The 16,051-nt window shown below is 37.9% G+C and carries 22 protein-coding genes; 20 read left to right on the top strand and 2 right to left on the bottom strand.

Going from position 1 to position 16,051, the window contains the following annotated elements; translation table 11 throughout:
* Positions 1-10: 10 nt before the first annotated feature.
* Both NYR63_RS04015 and NYR63_RS04010 read right to left on the bottom strand, forming a co-directional pair.
* Positions 11-1,072 (bottom strand): AI-2E family transporter, encoded by a 1,062-nt coding sequence (locus NYR63_RS04015; RefSeq protein WP_279458297.1) that lies wholly within the window; start codon positions 1,070-1,072, stop codon positions 11-13.
* Between the two features lie 52 nt (positions 1,073-1,124).
* Positions 1,125-1,880 (bottom strand): class I SAM-dependent methyltransferase, encoded by a 756-nt coding sequence (locus NYR63_RS04010; RefSeq protein WP_279458296.1) that lies wholly within the window; start codon positions 1,878-1,880, stop codon positions 1,125-1,127.
* 169 nt (positions 1,881-2,049) lie between these two features.
* On the opposite strand from NYR63_RS04010, the gene NYR63_RS04005 reads away from it, so the two are divergent.
* From NYR63_RS04005 to NYR63_RS03910, 20 genes are all read left to right on the top strand, one after another.
* Positions 2,050-2,301 carry an alternative ribosome-rescue factor A gene (locus NYR63_RS04005; RefSeq protein ID WP_279458295.1) on the top strand — a complete coding sequence of 84 codons (252 nt, stop codon included), beginning with the start codon at positions 2,050-2,052 and terminating at the stop codon, positions 2,299-2,301.
* Between the two features lie 484 nt (positions 2,302-2,785).
* Positions 2,786-3,184 carry a phage tail terminator protein gene (gene gpU / locus NYR63_RS04000; RefSeq protein ID WP_279458294.1) on the top strand — a complete coding sequence of 133 codons (399 nt, stop codon included), beginning with the start codon at positions 2,786-2,788 and terminating at the stop codon, positions 3,182-3,184.
* Between the two features lie 9 nt (positions 3,185-3,193).
* On the top strand, positions 3,194-4,381 hold the full coding sequence (locus tag NYR63_RS03995) for a phage major capsid protein (protein ID WP_279458293.1): 1,188 nt from the start codon (positions 3,194-3,196) through the stop codon (positions 4,379-4,381).
* A 135-nt stretch (positions 4,382-4,516) separates the two neighbouring features.
* Complete coding sequence (locus NYR63_RS03990) at positions 4,517-5,026, top strand: tail assembly protein (RefSeq protein WP_279458533.1); 510 nt, start codon at positions 4,517-4,519, stop codon at positions 5,024-5,026.
* On the top strand, positions 5,023-5,595 hold the full coding sequence (locus tag NYR63_RS03985; protein WP_279458292.1) for an HK97 family phage prohead protease: 573 nt from the start codon (positions 5,023-5,025) through the stop codon (positions 5,593-5,595). Before NYR63_RS03990 ends, NYR63_RS03985 begins: the two co-directional genes overlap by 4 nt.
* 1 nt (position 5,596) lies before the next feature.
* Entirely contained in the window at positions 5,597-6,829 is a 1,233-nt protein-coding gene (locus NYR63_RS03980; protein WP_279458291.1) for a phage portal protein, read from the top strand.
* The gene (locus NYR63_RS03975) at positions 6,813-7,160 is read left to right on the top strand and encodes a phage head closure protein (protein WP_017357664.1); all 348 of its coding nucleotides are present in this window, start codon (positions 6,813-6,815) and stop codon (positions 7,158-7,160) included. The genes NYR63_RS03980 and NYR63_RS03975 overlap by 17 nt, the downstream gene beginning before the upstream one ends.
* Positions 7,150-7,458: a head-tail connector protein gene (locus NYR63_RS03970; RefSeq protein WP_279458290.1), complete on the top strand. Its 309-nt coding sequence runs from the start codon at positions 7,150-7,152 to the stop codon at positions 7,456-7,458. Before NYR63_RS03975 ends, NYR63_RS03970 begins: the two co-directional genes overlap by 11 nt.
* Positions 7,459-7,467: 9 nt before the next feature.
* The gene (locus NYR63_RS03965) at positions 7,468-7,824 is read left to right on the top strand and encodes an HNH endonuclease (protein WP_005620820.1); all 357 of its coding nucleotides are present in this window, start codon (positions 7,468-7,470) and stop codon (positions 7,822-7,824) included.
* A 169-nt stretch (positions 7,825-7,993) separates the two neighbouring features.
* The gene (locus tag NYR63_RS03960; protein WP_005617270.1) at positions 7,994-8,353 is read left to right on the top strand and encodes a phage terminase small subunit P27 family; all 360 of its coding nucleotides are present in this window, start codon (positions 7,994-7,996) and stop codon (positions 8,351-8,353) included.
* Entirely contained in the window at positions 8,350-10,020 is a 1,671-nt protein-coding gene (locus NYR63_RS03955; RefSeq protein ID WP_279458289.1) for a terminase large subunit, read from the top strand. Before NYR63_RS03960 ends, NYR63_RS03955 begins: the two co-directional genes overlap by 4 nt.
* A complete protein-coding gene (locus NYR63_RS03950; RefSeq protein ID WP_279458288.1) occupies positions 10,004-10,555 on the top strand; it encodes an HK97 gp10 family phage protein in 552 nt (183 codons plus the stop codon). The genes NYR63_RS03955 and NYR63_RS03950 overlap by 17 nt, the downstream gene beginning before the upstream one ends.
* Positions 10,556-10,619: 64 nt before the next feature.
* Positions 10,620-10,982, top strand: a complete 363-nt coding sequence (locus NYR63_RS03945) for a hypothetical protein (RefSeq protein WP_279458287.1) — start codon at positions 10,620-10,622, stop codon at positions 10,980-10,982.
* A 94-nt stretch (positions 10,983-11,076) separates the two neighbouring features.
* Positions 11,077-11,778, top strand: a complete 702-nt coding sequence (locus NYR63_RS03940) for a hypothetical protein (protein ID WP_279458286.1) — start codon at positions 11,077-11,079, stop codon at positions 11,776-11,778.
* A 133-nt stretch (positions 11,779-11,911) separates the two neighbouring features.
* Positions 11,912-12,109: a helix-turn-helix transcriptional regulator gene (locus NYR63_RS03935; RefSeq protein ID WP_237611571.1), complete on the top strand. Its 198-nt coding sequence runs from the start codon at positions 11,912-11,914 to the stop codon at positions 12,107-12,109.
* Between the two features lie 11 nt (positions 12,110-12,120).
* On the top strand, positions 12,121-12,483 hold the full coding sequence (locus NYR63_RS03930; RefSeq protein ID WP_014991391.1) for a hypothetical protein: 363 nt from the start codon (positions 12,121-12,123) through the stop codon (positions 12,481-12,483).
* A gap of 4 nt (positions 12,484-12,487) precedes the next feature.
* On the top strand, positions 12,488-12,793 hold the full coding sequence (locus NYR63_RS03925) for a hypothetical protein (protein WP_279458285.1): 306 nt from the start codon (positions 12,488-12,490) through the stop codon (positions 12,791-12,793).
* Positions 12,794-12,881: 88 nt separating this feature from the next.
* A complete protein-coding gene (locus NYR63_RS03920) occupies positions 12,882-13,658 on the top strand; it encodes a hypothetical protein (protein WP_279458284.1) in 777 nt (258 codons plus the stop codon).
* Positions 13,659-13,667: 9 nt separating this feature from the next.
* Entirely contained in the window at positions 13,668-14,093 is a 426-nt protein-coding gene (locus NYR63_RS03915) for a hypothetical protein (RefSeq protein ID WP_279458283.1), read from the top strand.
* Positions 14,080-15,882: a DNA primase family protein gene (locus NYR63_RS03910; protein WP_279458282.1), complete on the top strand. Its 1,803-nt coding sequence runs from the start codon at positions 14,080-14,082 to the stop codon at positions 15,880-15,882. The genes NYR63_RS03915 and NYR63_RS03910 overlap by 14 nt, the downstream gene beginning before the upstream one ends.
* Positions 15,883-16,051: the final 169 nt, after the last annotated feature.

Genomic DNA, 16,051 nt, shown 5'->3' with positions numbered 1-16,051 from the left:
ATCTAGTATGTCAAATTTCTTCCTCATTAGACGGTAGAGCGTTTATCACTGCTTTGACTAATGTTGCCAACGGAATGGCAAAAAATACCCCCCAGAATCCCCATAGACCGCCGAAGAACAGTACCGCGACGATAATGGTTAAAGGATGCAAATTAACCGCCTCTGAGAATAAGAACGGTACCACTAAGTTTCCGTCTAACAATTGACTAATCACAAAAGCTAATAATAAATAATAAAAGTCGGTTGATAAGCCGAATTGAAATAATGCGACTAATGCGACAGGTATCGTTACAAGTACCGCACCGATATAAGGTATTAACACGGATAAGCCTACCGCTACGGAGAGTAATAACGGATAACGTAAATCAAAAAATAGAAAGATCGCATAAGTGACTACGCCGACGATAAGTATCTCGAGCACTTTTCCGCGAATATAATTCGCAATCTGTTGTTGCATTTCAAACCAAACGTTTGCAGCTAAACGGCGGTTTCTCGGCAAAAATTTAATAAAGCCGCGTACAAATAACGGCTTATCTTTCAAGAGAAAAAAAACCATTAACGGTACGAGAAAAGCATAAATGCCTAAACCTACCAAACTAATAATGGAATTGACCGATAAAGTTAATAAAGACTCTCCGAAACCTAAAATTTTTGTTTTTAATGTGGTCATTAAAGAATCGAGCATAGCGTAATCAATTAACTCGGGATAATGTTCCGGCAGAGCCTCTAACCACGCATTTAATAAGTTAAACATGGACGGTAAATCACGAATAAAAGTGACCGCTTGATTCCATAGGCTTGGCAGCATTACAACAAAAAGAAAGGTTGATAATGAAATAAAGCTACCTAAAACTAAAATTAAACTGAGTAAACGAGGAAATTTTAGTTTTTGAGTCAGTAGCTTAATCGGCCATTCTAATAAATAAGCAAAAACGATAGCAATCAGCAACGGCATGATTAAATCGCTAAAAAAATAGATAACGCCGAATCCAATCAAAAGAATTCCCAACAGAGCGACTGTTTGAGGGTCATTAAATTTTTGTTTATACCAAGATTGGAACATTTCTAACATCGTTTTTCCTTAAATCATATTGATAAAACCGCTCGAAATAGAGAAGAATTTTTTATTTTTGGCTACAAACGGCAATAAAACCTAATTTATGTTCTGGGTCATTAAAAGTTTGGAACATTTTCTTGAACGTTTCACGGTTTTCAGGTTTTAACGCATTACCGACGATTTTCATTGCTCCCAATACGCCTTCGTCGTAAATTAAACCTTTCGGTGAAAGTAATGACATTTCTCCCGAAAATACATCAACATTACGAAAACCGCATTGGTGGAAAGTATTTTTCCAACCGTCTTTAGTGAGCGGAGTAACGCTGACATTAATTGCCTCACGTAAAGCGAGTAAAACTTGTTCGGTGTCTTCTTGCTGTAACATTACATCGTGTGTTAGTAAAAAACCGCCCGGTTTTAGTACACGAAAATATTCTCGAATCGCTTTATCTTTAGCCTCAATCGGCAACATAGTAAGCATCGCTTCATTAATGACAATATCAAAACTGTTGTCTTCAAAAGGTAATTTGGTCGCATTTGCTCGTTGAACTTGAATTAAGTTTTCCAACTTACTTTCTTTAATATTATCGCGCGCTTTTTCTAAGGCTTCTTCATCCAAATCAACGCCTGTAATATGACAGCCGTACTGTTTTGCAATCTGAATTGCAGTCGTACACATATTACACGCCACTTCTAGCACTTTTTTATTCGCATTAAAATCTCCGTTGGCAATTAACCAATCGGTTGCAAGCTTACCGCCTGGACGTAATCGTGTTTTTCCTAAACGAGCTAAGAAATTATGTCCTATTTCATCTTTCTTCATAGAAACTCCAGAGTTTGTAAAATTGCATAAAAATATGACCGCTTTGCACGGATATTGAGAATGATTATACAGAAAATTTCAACGTTCTTATATACAAAGAGCGTAAATTTAGGCATTATAAATATTACGATTTATATATATTTTATACGCTTGAAATAGAGGAATTAAAATGAAACAAACGCAAAATGAAGTTTACGAGCATCTTCGGGGTGAAATTCGAGAAAGTGCGATAAAAGCACTCGTTACCGATAAGCTGTTTCGTGCTCGGGTTGAGAAAAATCGAAAAGGTAAAGGAAGTTACCAACGAAAAGTCAAACACCGTAAAGCGGGTTATGAGAGAGGTGAAAGCCCATTTAAAAATGTTCCGACGAGCAATTTTAAATGGGCTTTTTTATTCGCATTTAACAATTATTGTATATAAAAAAATCCCTCGTCTTTCGACAAGGGATTAGAATTTTATGGTGCACTAGCTGTTCCCGAATTTACTTATAACTAATTGATTTAATTAAATAAAATTAATGGTGTTTTTATGTGTGTTACAAAGCGTGTTACATAAATTCTTTTCCTAGGTATTCTTTATCCTATATAACTGCTATATAGTTTTTTTATAAAATGGTATTCACATCTTCACTTTGTAATAAAAACTATTATATATCAATATCTTATATAGTGAATACTTATTTTTTAAGTCTTCACTAAGTCTTCACCTATTCACCCTTCTAAAAAAATAAATATTTCCCTCTCATTCTTTTAATATTTGATTAAATAATAAGCAATCAAATTTTTATTACATATCATAACTAAACGTAACTAAACGATTAAATTTTAGCCTATTGAATATCTCTTTTAAGTCTTTAGTATGTGTTTTATTTTTGAAGATTTTGTTTGTTATAAGAGGAATAGAGATGATTATTCATAATCAAATCCGCCAAGAGGTTTTAGATGTCTTGGCTAATGGCGGACTAAACAGAATTAAGTTTTTCCACAATGGGAAAATGACTTTTAAAGACCTAGATCAAGAGTTGCCGGCGGTATCTATTTTTATTGATGAAGCAGAAGGAAACGCCGTTACTACTTGCGAAGATGAATGGATCGGTGATTTACAAGTTGCTATTTATCTTCCGCTTTATTCAAGTGAAAGTGAATTAGATTCGATTGCCGAACAAATTTCACACATTATGAAAGATTGTCACTTAAAAAGCGTAGATGATTGCCAATTAAGCAAATATAGCTATGACTATGATGCGAACGAATCAGCGTGGATTACAGCAACGTTACACTACACAATTAATTATTTTAGTTAAGGTATGAATATGTTTAAAAAATTATTAGAAGTACGTAATAAAAAAGCCGCATTGGTGGCGGAAATGCGTTCACTTATGGAAAAGGCAGAACAAGAGAACCGTTCTTTAAACGAAGAAGAAGCCGGTCAATTTGATACTTTAAAAGCGAAGGTGGAAGAAGTCAAAAAAGAGATTGACCGCTTAGAAAGCGTGACCGAAGAAGAGCGTAATAATCCAAATTATCAGCAAGCGGAAAAAGCCACAAATCCACCAAGCAATGATGAATTGCGTCATTGGATTAAAACAGGTGAAACCCGAGCCTTAGCTACAAATACGAATGCTGGTGCAGATGGCGGTTATTCTGTAATTCCTCAATTAGATAAAGAGGTAATGAAACGTTTAACCGATGATAGCGTAATGCGTCAAATTGCTAACGTGGTGAAATTACCGGTAGGCGTGAAAGAATGGAAAAAATTAGTATCAGCCGGCGGTGCAGCGGTTCAACACGGTACAGAAGGCGAAGCACGCACGGAAACCGCAACGCCTAAATTAAATGAGGTTACTATCGCCCTCAACCCGATTTACGCTTATCCAAAAACGACACAAGAAATTTTAGATTTCAGCGGCGTGGATATTTTAGGCTGGCTAACGGATGAAATTAGCGAAACATTTACAGATACGGAAGAAACCGATCTAACGAATGGCGATGGTTCGAAAAAATCAAAAGGCTTTTTGGCTTATCCACGTACTACCGCAAATGATAAGGCTAGACCTTTTGGCACACTTCAAAAAATGGAAGTACAACCGGCAAAACTCACGGCAGATACATTGATTGACCTTTTATTCTCACTACGTAGCAAATACCGTAAAAATGCCGTATGGGTAATGAACTCGCAGACAGCCGGTACATTACAAAAACTGAAAAATGGTAATGGTGATTATATTTGGCGTGATGGTCTTCAAGTCGGTAGCCCTTCTACGCTTTTAGGCTTACCGGTTTACTATATGGAAACGATGCCAAACGCAGAAGGCACAAATCCATTCTTAGCGGTTGGTGACTTTAAACGAGGTTATACGATTGTAGATCATGAAACGGGCGTACGCACTAAACCGGATAATATTACCGAGCCGGGATTCTATAAAATCCACACGGACAAATATTTAGGCGGCGGTGTGGTTGATTCAAATGCGATTAAAGTGTTAGAAGCGAAGGGATAAAACAAAATCTATAAGGGGCTTTAAGTCCCTTTTTTGTTAAGGTGGATTTATATGGCAAAAATTATATTTCACGGCGATCTTAAACGATTTATCGACGAACCGTTCGAACTTGAAGTGAGCAACTTCCGAGAATTGATGAGTGGACTACTTACACAAATTCAAGGCTTGCGTGAACATTTACGCAATGGTTATTACAAAGTACGGATTGGCAAGAATTATCTAAACAATGATCAGCTACAAACTAACCCGATGATTGATCTTGATGACAATTCTTCCATTCATTTTACGCCGGTGATTGCGGGAGCTGGTAAAGGTATGGGAATCGGTCAGCTTATTTTAGGTGCAGTATTGGTGGCAGCGTCTTTCTTTTTTCCTCCAGCTTGGGGAGCTAATGCGGCAATGATGGCCGGTGCAATGGGGGCTTCGCTTGCGATGTCGGGAGCTATTTCACTTTTAACGCGAACGCCTGAAATGAGCAGCGGCGTTAAAGAAGGCGAGAAAAAGCAAAGCACTTCATTTAGCAATATCCGCAATTTAACGCCACAAGGCAGACCGATTCCGTTACTTTATGGACGAATGCTAACAAGTTTAGTATTAATTTCGCAAGGTATTGAAGCGTTTGATGATATGGAATCGGCAAAATGAATAAACAGAAATTTGAAATAAGAACCTCCAGTTTAGCCGCTGAACAAGAAAGCCGTACTTTATCCGGCTATGTGGTGAAATGGAATAAACCTAGTGAAGTTTTATGGGGAGAGTTTATCGAAACATTCGCCCCTAATGCTTTTACTAAATCGCTAAATGGCGGCGGAGATGTTCGAGCATTATTCGAACATGATTACACTAAATTATTAGGTAGAACCAGTAGCAATACGCTTACCTTGGCGGAAGATAATCAAGGCTTACGTTTTCGCATAGATTTGCCAAATACACAATTAGGCAATGATATTTTAGAAAGCGTACGCCGTGGCGATATTAGTGGAATGTCCTTTGGCTTTTTACCGGAGGTAGAAGAATGGGACGAAACGAAAGAACCGGCATTAAGAACTATTAAGCAAGCACAGTTATTTGAAATTACTGTAACCAGTATTCCGGCATATCCGGATAGTAGCCTAGAAATTGCGAAGCGTTCACGTATTGCCGCCAAAAGAGAACAGAAAAACATTAATCAAGATGAGATGCGTAAAAACTGGCTAACGTTGGCGGAGGCTTAAAATGTTTAAATGGTTTAAACGAAACAAACAGGAATCAGCGAATGAAGTTAGATCTACGCCCCTTACTTTGGATGAGTATTTTAGTTATATGGGTGCAAGTAATACAAATTCAGGCGAGTTTGTAACGCCTATTACTGCAGAAGCATTGCCGGCGGTATTAAATGCAGTAACGGTAATATCTCAAGCGGTTGCCAGTATGCCATGTTATTTATTTGAATTAACAAGCGATGGGCGAAACCGAGTACATAAGCACCCGGTTGAATATCTGCTCAATGAAATGCCAAATCGTAACCAAACGCCATACCAATTCAAAGAAACGATGATGCGACACTTGCTTTTGAATGGTAATGCGTATGCGGTAATCAGTTGGAATTATAAGGGCGAAGCGGAATCATTAACGCCATATCCACCGCATAGTGTAAATATTCAACGCACTAATAAAGGCACGTGGATCTATCAAATAACGGATATTGACGGCAACGTGAAAAACTATCTTCAAGATGAAATCCTACATTTACGTAATTCAAGTTATGACGGTTTTATAGGACGTAGCCCGATCACTATTGCCCGTGAAGCGGTGGGCTTGGGGATGTCACAACAAAGACACGGCTCAAGCATAATGAATAATGGCTTATTAGCAAGCGGCATTATCTCAACGGCTGAATGGTTTGATGAAGCCAAAGGGCAAAAGGCGATAAAAGCCTTAGAGCGTTACAAAGGGGCAAAGAACGCAGGTAAAACGCCGATCCTTGAGGGCGGTATGGAATACAAACAGTTAGGAATGAGTAATCAAGATGCTGAATGGTTAGCAAGCCGAAAATTCACTATTGAAGATATTGCCCGCATTTTCAATATTAGCCCAATCTTCTTACAAGATTATTCGCATAGTAGCTACTCAAATTTCACGGAAGCGAGCAGATCATTTTTGGGTCAGACGCTTAAACCTCATTTAGTCAATTTTGAGCAACAGCTAAAAGACGCCTTGATGATTGATTTAGCAAGTAATAGCCGTAAGCGTTACGTGATTGAATTTGATACTAGCGAACTGTTGCGAACCAATCAAAATGACCGTTTCACAGGTTACGAGATTGCTATCAAAAGTGGCATTCTATCCCCGAACGAATGTAGAAAGCGTGAAGGCTTACCGCCTTATGTTGGCGGCGATGAATTTAGCCAAGCATGGAAACAAACGGTAGAAGTTAAGCAAGGTAAAACAAATGGCGAGAATGGTTAGAGCTGGAAAATTCGATAAGGTTATAGAACTACAAAAGCCAATCAGTAAGAAAAGTGATTATGGTTCCCCTATTCGAGAGTGGCAAACAGTAAAACAAATACGAGCAAGTATTGAACCACTACAAGGGCGAGAATATTTTAGCGGCCCTTTCCAAATGGGGGAGAACATCACCCGAGTAAGAATACGCTATCAGCCTGATCTACCTATCAATAGAAAAATGCGTGTGAAGTATGGCGAAAAGATATTAGATATTTATTCGGTGATTGATAGTAAAGAACGGCACGAAGAAATTCAGCTAATGTGTAAAGAGGGGGAAGCGTATGAACGTTAGTATAAGCCTAGATGAAATCAAAGCCCATTTACGTATTGAACATGATCTTGATGATTCATTGCTGGATATGTTGGCGGAATCAGCGTTAGAAGTGGCTCAGAACTATATTGGTAAAACGTGGGGCGAAAGCCATACGGAAAAAGAAGTCAAGTTTACTAGTGGCATAAAAGTAGGCTGCCTAATGTTTATCGGGCATTTGTATGCGAATCGTGAAACGGTGGCGGATGTCCAGCTTTATGAAGTGCCTTTTGCTATTAGTGCTTTATGGAATCCATATAGAGAGCCTAGCATTTATTAGGGGGAGCAAATGCCGATGCAACCATTAAGGCGTTGTACTTTCCCCGGTTGTCGTAATCGAGTGAAATCCGGACGATGTGATGAGCATAAGCCAAAGGATACCCGACAGAGTGCAGCTAAACGAGGTTACGATCATAGATGGGCGAAATACCGTAAAGGATACCTAGCACAAAATCCCCTTTGTGTTATGTGTTTAGCAAAAGGAATCTATACACCGGCAACCGTGATAGACCATATTAAGCCCGTAGAGAATGGACAAGCAGACCCGTTATTTTGGGTAAAGTCAAACCATCAAGCATTATGCCGAGATTGCCATAGCTACAAAACAAGAGAGATAGACAAACGTGGATATGGTGCGAAGAAGTAAAGGAATGGGAAAAATCACTATGCCCCTATCCAAATTTGGATGAGCTTAAATAATAAACAATTTGAATAGGTGGGGGGAGTTTTTGAAAGAAAAGCCCAACCGCCAAGAACCGCCATCCCCCTCAAATTTTTACGCACGGCAATTTTTCAGAAAATATAGACAGGACAACATGACAAAGCGAAAAACACCTAAAGCCCCAAGTTATTTAGATGCAATCGCCACCGACCAATGGAAGCGAAAAATAAAACAGTTAGTGGAACGTGGGGATATAACCGAAGAAGATTACACTAACTTAGAACTGTATTGCGTGAACTATTCGCTTTACCGGCAAGCGGTTCAAAATATTGCCGAGCGAGGTTTCAGTATTACCAATACGCAAGGCACAGAAGCCCGTAATCCAGCACTTACCGCTAAAAGTGAAGCAGAAAAAATCATTATTAAAATGTCGTCCTTACTGGGCTTTGACCCGGTCAGCAGACGTAAAAACCCCGTAGATACAGAAGAAAAAGACGTATTAGACGAACTATGACGATATGGAATGACTACGCAAAAGCGGTAAAAAATGGCGAAATTATTGCTTGTAAACGCATAAAACAAGCCGTAAATCGCTATTTTGCGGACTTAGAAAACCCTAATTATTACTTTGATAGTGAAATTGTAGAACGTTTTTTAAAGTTTTCTAAGGTATGTCCGCACGTAAAAGGACACTTAAGAGGAAAAGCGATCGAGCTTTCAGATTGGCAGGTATTTCTATTCGCTAATATTTTAGGCTTTAAATATCGTGCTACCGGTTTGAGGAAATATCGTTCCGCTTATATTCAAGTTGCCCGGAAAAATGCTAAATCAACGGTGGCCGCCGTGCTTGCTAATTGGTTTCTTGTAATGGAAAAAGGTCAGCAAGATATTTACACCGCCGCCGTAAGTCGTGATCAGGCTAGAATAGTTTTTGATGATGCCCGACAAATGGCAGTATTAAGTAAACCGCTTAAAAAGCGAGTGCAGATTCAACAGCATAAAATGATTTATCCGCAAAATAACAGCCTAATGCGACCGCTGGCGGCGAAATCGTCCACGATTGAAGGTACAAACCCAAGCCTTGCGATTGTGGACGAATACCACTTACACCCCGACAACAGCGTTTATAGTGCGTTGGAATTAGGGCAAGGGGCAAGACCCGAAGGGCTTTTATTTGCGATAACAACCGCCGGAAGTAATACGATTTCCGCCTGTAAACAGCATTATGATTACTGCTGCCAAATATTAGACGGTAACGAGCAAAACGAAAGTATCTTCATTATGATCTTTGAACTGGACGATGAAAGCGAAGTGGACGATCCTAGCCAATGGATAAAAGCAAATCCCAATATCGGTAAATCTATTCCTTTCCAAGACTTTGAAAACACCATAGCGAAAGCACGTGGGATTCCGTCCGAATGGGTAGAAATGCTCACTAAACGCTTTAATGTATGGTGTAACGGTTCTACACCGTGGCTAGGCGAAGGAAACTGGAAAGCGTGCGAAAGAAGCTATCAAGAAACGGATTTACACGGTAAAGAATGTTATATGGGCTTAGACCTTTCCAGTACAAATGACCTTACTAGTATTTGTTACGTGTTCCCAATGCCAACCGGCAAAGTACGAACTATTACACGCCATTACATACCGGAATATCAATTACAGAATGTGGCCAATAAAAACCGGGCCATTTACCGACAATGGGAGCGTATGGGGTGGTTACGAGTAACCGGCGGCGATTGTATCGACTATGACCGGATTAGAGATGATATTTTAAAAGATAGTGGCATTTTCAATATAAAAATGATTGGTTTTGACGTATGGAACGCTACACACTTACGCACCCAATTACAGGGGGCAGGATTAGAAGTAGAGCCGTTTCCACAAACCTATCAACGATTTAGCCCAGTGGCAAAATCTGCTGAGGTACTCATCAATCGCCAAATGATAGAACACAACGGCGATCCTATTCTGTCGTGGGCATTATCTAACGTGGTAATGGAAATGGATGCGAATGCCAATATCAAACCGAACAAAAAGAAATCGGCGAATAAAATCGACCCGGCAATTGCTTTTTTAATGGCGGTGGGTACGTATCAATTAGAGTACGGAGATTTAGCTTTTGAAATGTCAGATGAACAGAAAAAAGCCTTAGCAGAATTTAATGGAATTTACCTATAAAACCAAATGGAGTAATCAAATGAGTGTGAAAATTACTGGCTTAAAAGAAATTCAAGCTAATATTAAGAAAATTGAAAAAGAGCTACAAAAAGAAACTAAAAAAGCTATAAGAAAATCACTTAGTACAGGAGCAAAAGAAGTTAAAAAGACTTTAAGATCAACAGTTCCGGTAATGAATAAAAGTACTAATTTTAGACAGAAAGGAGTACTAAAGAAAAATATTAGGCAGAAAACTACATTATCAAAAAACGGCAAGTTAGAAGGTGAAGCAAATGTTTTCTTTTCAGATAAAAAGAAATCTATTACGCATAGAGAAAGAAAACGTAATAGATTTACTAAAAGCGGAAAACTATTGACAGGGCCAGTTAGAATTTACTTAAATGATCCATATTTCTGGCATATGGTAGATAGAGGGACGGTAAATGGTGTAAAAGCACAACACTTTATGAAAAAAGCTGAACAAGTAGCGAAAGGTAGAGCTGAAAAAGTGGTAGCTAACACCTTTTACCAAGAAATGAAAAACGTAATAAAGTAGCCTTGAAATATTGGCGGTGAGTTGCTATAAATTAGTCAATGATTCGCCACTATTAGGGGCTTCTATGTCTAAATTCTTTCTGTTGTGTATCTCTCCTTTTATTGTTCTTTTTCTGTGGATAATGGGCGATAAAATAGGATGGTTAAATATCGGATTTGGCTTTTTTGTGCTGATAGCGTGGGGGATTATTTACGCTGTATTAGAAGACCGCAAAATAAAGGAAAAGTTAGCAAATGATCCTGTGTATAATGAGCAAATAGCGAAATTAAAACAAGAGATACAACGCCCGATTATTCAAGCGGAATTAGCGAAACAAGCGAATGAACCTATTGATTTAGGGAAAGTTATTCAAGGTAAAGTAACATTTACAGATAAAAACGGCGAAACCCAAGATTTAGATATTAGTATCAATCTAAAAATCAAATAACCAAATTAACGCACCTAGGCTGATCCCCGAAAGCAAGAAACCTTATCTTGTTGGTGCGTTTCCATTCATAAGGGTAAATGCGAAAGGGGCGTTTATGATTGACTTATCTTCAATAATGGAAGAACACAACCGAAAATATCTATCTTTGGAACATTTAAGAGCCATTATTTATAGACAAAAGTTAAAGAACAATAAAATTAAAGGGAGAAATGAGACAGCTTTTTATGGAGTGACCTGTGGTAAAGATGTTTATGCTTTATTAGAACAAGCTAAGAATAGGAATGAAAGAGTATCTTGTTTTAAAAAATATAATTCAGTAGATATTTTTTACGAGATTGAACTAGCCGAATTAGAATTATATTTAAGACATTTAATTTTTTTTGAAGCTGATTCAAATGGAAAAATGACGCATTATGATTTTAACGCTAGAAATGCTTATGAAATTCAATGTGAAAAAATTGCAGAAGATTATACAAATGTTGAGTTTTTTTTCGTAAGAGCGGAAATCGAAAAAATAATAAATGCTAAAATTCCATATTTTAATGAATTATCAGAAATTGAAAATGTAGAGTTAGTTCCAATACACAACAATATAGATGAAAAAGTCCTTAATCCAAAATCCGAAACAAGCTATTTAAACATTATTCAAGCCTTAAAAGATGAGTTATTAGCAGATGGCAAATTTAAAAATCAATCAGAATTGATTACATTTTTAGCTGATAAATATCAAGGTTATACAGGTTTAACCGAAAGCAATTTAAGAGATAAATTCGCCAAAGCTAACCAAATCAAATAGCTACCCACCTACAAAAAATCTATATAGATCTAAATAGAATCTATATAGATTTTCTCACTTCCTAAATTCCTTTTTAATACCCCTCGTAACGTTACAAATCTAACCGTTTGATGATTTATGAGGAGTATTTTAAATGAATCAATCCCAATCTAAAAAACTTATTACAGGCAAAGAAGTAACCGCCCTTATTGGCTTTGGTCGTACAAAGTTAAATCTACTTGTTAAAGCTAATCAATTTCCGCAGCCAATCCGCTTTTCTCAAAACTTTATCCGATGGGATTTAGAAGAGGTAGAAGCGTGGATTGAAGAACAAAAAGCAACACGAGTATAAGTGGGTAATAGATGATGACACGTTCACCAAGAGAAGTAGCCGTGATTAAGGCACTAGTAACCAATCCGCATTTAGGCATAAGTGAAAAAGAAAGTTATTTTGATGTTCATTTCTTAAACGCACGTAATGAGGTAAACCGAGTAGAAAAACAGCTAGGATTAGAATTTAATCGTGTATCAGAAACGAGTAAATGGGGGAATCCATACACGCGTTACACCGTAAAAGATGCGGAGCAAATTAAAAAGTTAGTGGAATATCACAATCACAAAGTGAGAACCGGTAAAGCACGAGGAAGCACGCGTAAGATTTATGAAAACGTTGAGGAAATTAGCGATCAGCAATTATCCAATATTTTGAAATTATGGGGCAAATAATCAAATGAGCGGTAAAAAGAAAAAGCCCCGAGTGGCTAACCATTCAGAGCTTTCAATTCCGCATAATGCGAACATATCCGAGCAGAATTATAGCATTGTACGGTTTATTAGTAAATTATTAACAGTGGTAAATATAGGGGGACATATGAGTGAGCAAGGTGCAGATAAAGCAGGTTTAGAGATTTCCACAGGTTTGAAATTCTTTTTTAAATCTTGCGGCGTAGGAATTGCCGTAGCGTTTTTTCTATGGCTTTCGCCTGATTTTATAAAAGCATTATCAGAATTTATCTTAATGTTAAAGGGCAATTAATCCTAGGTAACCAATAAAAAAGCCGTCGGCAAGCGACTGCTAACGGCTTTTTTTCTGAACTGAAAAATCCATTAAGAGGAATATCAAAATGAATTTAAATCAAGAATATTATAAACAATGTGAAATTTTTTCACAAGAAAAGAGCTTTACAAGCGGTCAGATTTTTAATACATTTCACAATGTTGTAGCAAAATCTACAACCGAGCGTGAGAACTCGAATTATTTACCAAAGGCGAACATTATTAGCACGCCGAAGAATCGTGCTTTTTTTGTTTGTGGCTTACACACACCCAAAGAACGCCTAGAAACCCTTAGAGGTTCAGAGCGTCATTATGAATTAGGTACGCCCAAATCTGGACACACCCAAATTCTATCTATGGTAGCGTGTAGCGGGCAAGGTATCGCCCTTGGCTGTTCTCCTTTGGTAGCAGTTTTCTCACCCCGTTACACGCTATCGCCCTACACCGTGAGAAGTGTTAGCGATAGTCCAGCAAAATTTACTAAAGGACTATTAGCAATGCTATTCAAATTCATCACACTAGGCGAAAAACGCCTAAAAATCACTGTACACGCACGCAACGAGCAAGAAGCATTTGTTCGCACGCTGTATTATTCGCCCGTATCAACACGAAAGGGGGAATCTATGCGTAATCAAGCAGTTAAACCACAAGCCAACCCAACCCTAACGGCGGAAGATATTCAAACAATTAAAAAATCTCGTAGCCAGTTATGGCAAGTACTTTCTATCATTCGGATTATGAGCCAATCTAATTATGAAGAGCCTATAGATTATGGTGTAGCACTTGAAGGCGTGGCGGAGTTAATGGACAAAGCCTTATCCGAATTAGAAGAAATGAGTGTTTAGGGGGTAAAGATGAATAAAAAATTAGATTATTCACCCTTAAACGCCGTGGAACTCAAGGCGATTTCTATTGCCTATGAAAATCTTCTTAAACAGACAGATGATTCCGTAGTTCCCTATTTTAGTACAGCACTAAGGGTATTAGGCGAGCAGTTTATAAATCATCCGGATGAACAGATTCCATCATTGAAAGCGTTCTATGATGAATTATCGACTATTTCTCGTCATTTGTTAGAACTTGCCCCTACGCCGCCAAGTTTAGACCCTACGGAATTAGCTAAATTAGTCACTAATGAGGAATTAGTCGATAGTATGTTAAAGCTAGGGCTAATTAATTCGTTAGTAAAAGACTTATACGCTATTCAAAGTGTAATTGATATGCGTCTGGCTATGTTTGATCGTAGCGTAAATACAGGGGCTTTCTATGAAACTCACTAACGCACCCTTTTTAAAAGAGCCGTGGAATAAACAATATTTTTCTGATCTGATTGTATTAGCCGGTTCCAAGGCGTGGGAAACTTGGAATAAAGGCGAGGGCGTAGCGTGGCGAATGATGGTGGACGGCTTGAAAATAGATATTTTCACCACTAATACCGGCACAATTACCCAGCCCTATGATCAATCGCCTGTAATTCTTGGCGGTGATACGCTTGAAAACATTGTAAAAACACGTATCGCAGATAAAGAGCAAACCGCCATTAAATTTATTCAATGCGGCGAACTCACTAGTAATCAGAAGACGGCAATTTGTTTAAATATTGCGAAGATGACTAATGCCAAAGTGGTTACTTTATTCTCAAGTGAACTAGATTTAATCGAGAATTGGAGTGGTCATATTCAACGCTTACGTAATGAAGATGATGCCCGACTATTATCAGAAATGGCGGTAGAACCGCCTAAAATTAAGGAAAATGATCGTACTAATGAAAAATCACGAGCTTTCCAAAAATGGTTAGGTTTAGATATGGCTTTACGTCGTGGTAGCCGTGAAATTTATGCTTATGACGGGAAAACGTGGAAACAGCAAGAAAATGATGATTTAGAAGAAAGAGCAGTTCAATTTTTTGATGAGTGTGAACTAGGGTACAGCGATAGCACAATAGATCGGCTTATTAATACATTAAAGGCCCAATTACCGAGAATGGGCGAAATGCCTTGCGATTTAATCGCCTTTGATAATGGAGTATTAAATCGAAATACCTTGGAATTTAAACCGCATAACCGGTTAAATTGGCTAACCGCTTGTATTCCACATAATTATGATGAACAGGCAACAAATACGCCGCACTTTGATAAGTGGCTGAATTTTGTATCAGATGGCAATCAAGACAAAGCGAGAAATATTTTAGCCGCTTTATATGCGATTTTAACCAATCGCTATAACTGGCAAATATTTTTCGAAGTTACCGGGAAAGGCGGTAGCGGTAAATCTGTTTTTGCGAATATTGCTACATTATTAGCCGGCGAGCGGAATACGATATCCGCCAAGTTAGAAGATTTTGATAATGCGAAAGATTTAGAGGGCTTTGAGGATAAAACGCTTATTCTTTGCCCTGAACAATCAAAATATGGGGGAAATGGTGGCGGATTAAAAACAATTAGTGGTGGTGATTTATTGCGAGTCAATCCGAAACATAAGAAGCCATTTTTTACCAAGATTACCGCTTTAATTATGCTTATCAATAATGAGCCTTGTAGGTTTACTGAACGAGCCGGAGGGGTAGATCGTAGGCGAGTAATTTTTGATTTTAAAAAGGTGGTTCCAGAAAGTGAGCGTGATCCTACCTTTACGGAGAAAATAACGCTTGAGGTTGGCGGCATTATTCGAAAAGTGCTGGATACATTTCCTGATTCGTTAGAGGCAAAAAAAGCCTTAAATACACAAATGAATAGCCAAGAAGCCTTAGAAGTCAAAAAACTATCCGATCCGCTTACGGATTTCTTTGGACATTTCTACACTACGAAGGAAATGAATGGGCTTTGTGTTGGTTCGAATAAGACGGGCTTGGATAGATGTAGAACACATATTTACCCAGCATATTTGGCTTATACAATGGCAATGAATATACAAAAATTAGGGCTAAATACCTTTGTAGCCGGCATTGAGCAAGCTTTAAAACAAAATGGGAATAAATATGATTTTATAAAGAAAGAGACTAATAAAGGAGTGCGAACAAATGTTCATTTCAAGGATTTTGATAGATTTAGAAATGAGATTTTAAACTAAGGAAAGCGGGTGATAAGCCCGCTTTTTTTATATGTCTTCACAAAAATGTGAGTACTTAGTGAAGACTTAAATCTAAGTGTTAATTACTTAACTTATTGATTCGTAAAAGAAAATTTCAAAAGTGAACAGGTGGACACCAAAACATATAAAAAAGTTTTTCATAGGCATT

Source organism: Actinobacillus genomosp. 1 (genome assembly GCF_029774175.1).
In the GTDB taxonomy this organism is placed as follows: domain Bacteria; phylum Pseudomonadota; class Gammaproteobacteria; order Enterobacterales; family Pasteurellaceae; genus Actinobacillus.
The sequence above is the reverse complement of the archived record's forward strand: the minus strand, read 5'-3'. Positions and strand labels throughout refer to the sequence as shown.

What these genes read in the sequence shown, in the direction of transcription:
- gpU (WP_279458294.1), top strand. Translation starts at nt 2,786, where the DNA reads ATGATTATTCATAATCAAATCCGCCAAGAGGTTTTAGATGTCTTGGCT.
- NYR63_RS03955 (WP_279458289.1), top strand. Translation starts at nt 8,350, where the DNA reads ATGACGATATGGAATGACTACGCAAAAGCGGTAAAAAATGGCGAAATT.
- NYR63_RS03970 (WP_279458290.1), top strand. Translation starts at nt 7,150, where the DNA reads ATGAACGTTAGTATAAGCCTAGATGAAATCAAAGCCCATTTACGTATT.
- NYR63_RS03960 (WP_005617270.1), top strand. Translation starts at nt 7,994, where the DNA reads ATGACAAAGCGAAAAACACCTAAAGCCCCAAGTTATTTAGATGCAATC.
- NYR63_RS03920 (WP_279458284.1), top strand. Translation starts at nt 12,882, where the DNA reads ATGAATTTAAATCAAGAATATTATAAACAATGTGAAATTTTTTCACAA.
- NYR63_RS03980 (WP_279458291.1), top strand. Translation starts at nt 5,597, where the DNA reads ATGTTTAAATGGTTTAAACGAAACAAACAGGAATCAGCGAATGAAGTT.
- NYR63_RS03940 (WP_279458286.1), top strand. Translation starts at nt 11,077, where the DNA reads ATGATTGACTTATCTTCAATAATGGAAGAACACAACCGAAAATATCTA.
- NYR63_RS04010 (WP_279458296.1), bottom strand. Translation starts at nt 1,880, where the DNA reads ATGAAGAAAGATGAAATAGGACATAATTTCTTAGCTCGTTTAGGAAAA.
- NYR63_RS03950 (WP_279458288.1), top strand. Translation starts at nt 10,004, where the DNA reads ATGGAATTTACCTATAAAACCAAATGGAGTAATCAAATGAGTGTGAAA.
- NYR63_RS03995 (WP_279458293.1), top strand. Translation starts at nt 3,194, where the DNA reads ATGTTTAAAAAATTATTAGAAGTACGTAATAAAAAAGCCGCATTGGTG.
- NYR63_RS04005 (WP_279458295.1), top strand. Translation starts at nt 2,050, where the DNA reads ATGAAACAAACGCAAAATGAAGTTTACGAGCATCTTCGGGGTGAAATT.
- NYR63_RS03930 (WP_014991391.1), top strand. Translation starts at nt 12,121, where the DNA reads ATGATGACACGTTCACCAAGAGAAGTAGCCGTGATTAAGGCACTAGTA.
- NYR63_RS03985 (WP_279458292.1), top strand. Translation starts at nt 5,023, where the DNA reads ATGAATAAACAGAAATTTGAAATAAGAACCTCCAGTTTAGCCGCTGAA.
- NYR63_RS03935 (WP_237611571.1), top strand. Translation starts at nt 11,912, where the DNA reads ATGAATCAATCCCAATCTAAAAAACTTATTACAGGCAAAGAAGTAACC.
- NYR63_RS03975 (WP_017357664.1), top strand. Translation starts at nt 6,813, where the DNA reads ATGGCGAGAATGGTTAGAGCTGGAAAATTCGATAAGGTTATAGAACTA.
- NYR63_RS03965 (WP_005620820.1), top strand. Translation starts at nt 7,468, where the DNA reads ATGCCGATGCAACCATTAAGGCGTTGTACTTTCCCCGGTTGTCGTAAT.
- NYR63_RS03945 (WP_279458287.1), top strand. Translation starts at nt 10,620, where the DNA reads ATGTCTAAATTCTTTCTGTTGTGTATCTCTCCTTTTATTGTTCTTTTT.
- NYR63_RS04015 (WP_279458297.1), bottom strand. Translation starts at nt 1,072, where the DNA reads ATGTTAGAAATGTTCCAATCTTGGTATAAACAAAAATTTAATGACCCT.
- NYR63_RS03990 (WP_279458533.1), top strand. Translation starts at nt 4,517, where the DNA reads ATGAGTGGACTACTTACACAAATTCAAGGCTTGCGTGAACATTTACGC.
- NYR63_RS03925 (WP_279458285.1), top strand. Translation starts at nt 12,488, where the DNA reads ATGAGCGGTAAAAAGAAAAAGCCCCGAGTGGCTAACCATTCAGAGCTT.
- NYR63_RS03915 (WP_279458283.1), top strand. Translation starts at nt 13,668, where the DNA reads ATGAATAAAAAATTAGATTATTCACCCTTAAACGCCGTGGAACTCAAG.
- NYR63_RS03910 (WP_279458282.1), top strand. Translation starts at nt 14,080, where the DNA reads ATGAAACTCACTAACGCACCCTTTTTAAAAGAGCCGTGGAATAAACAA.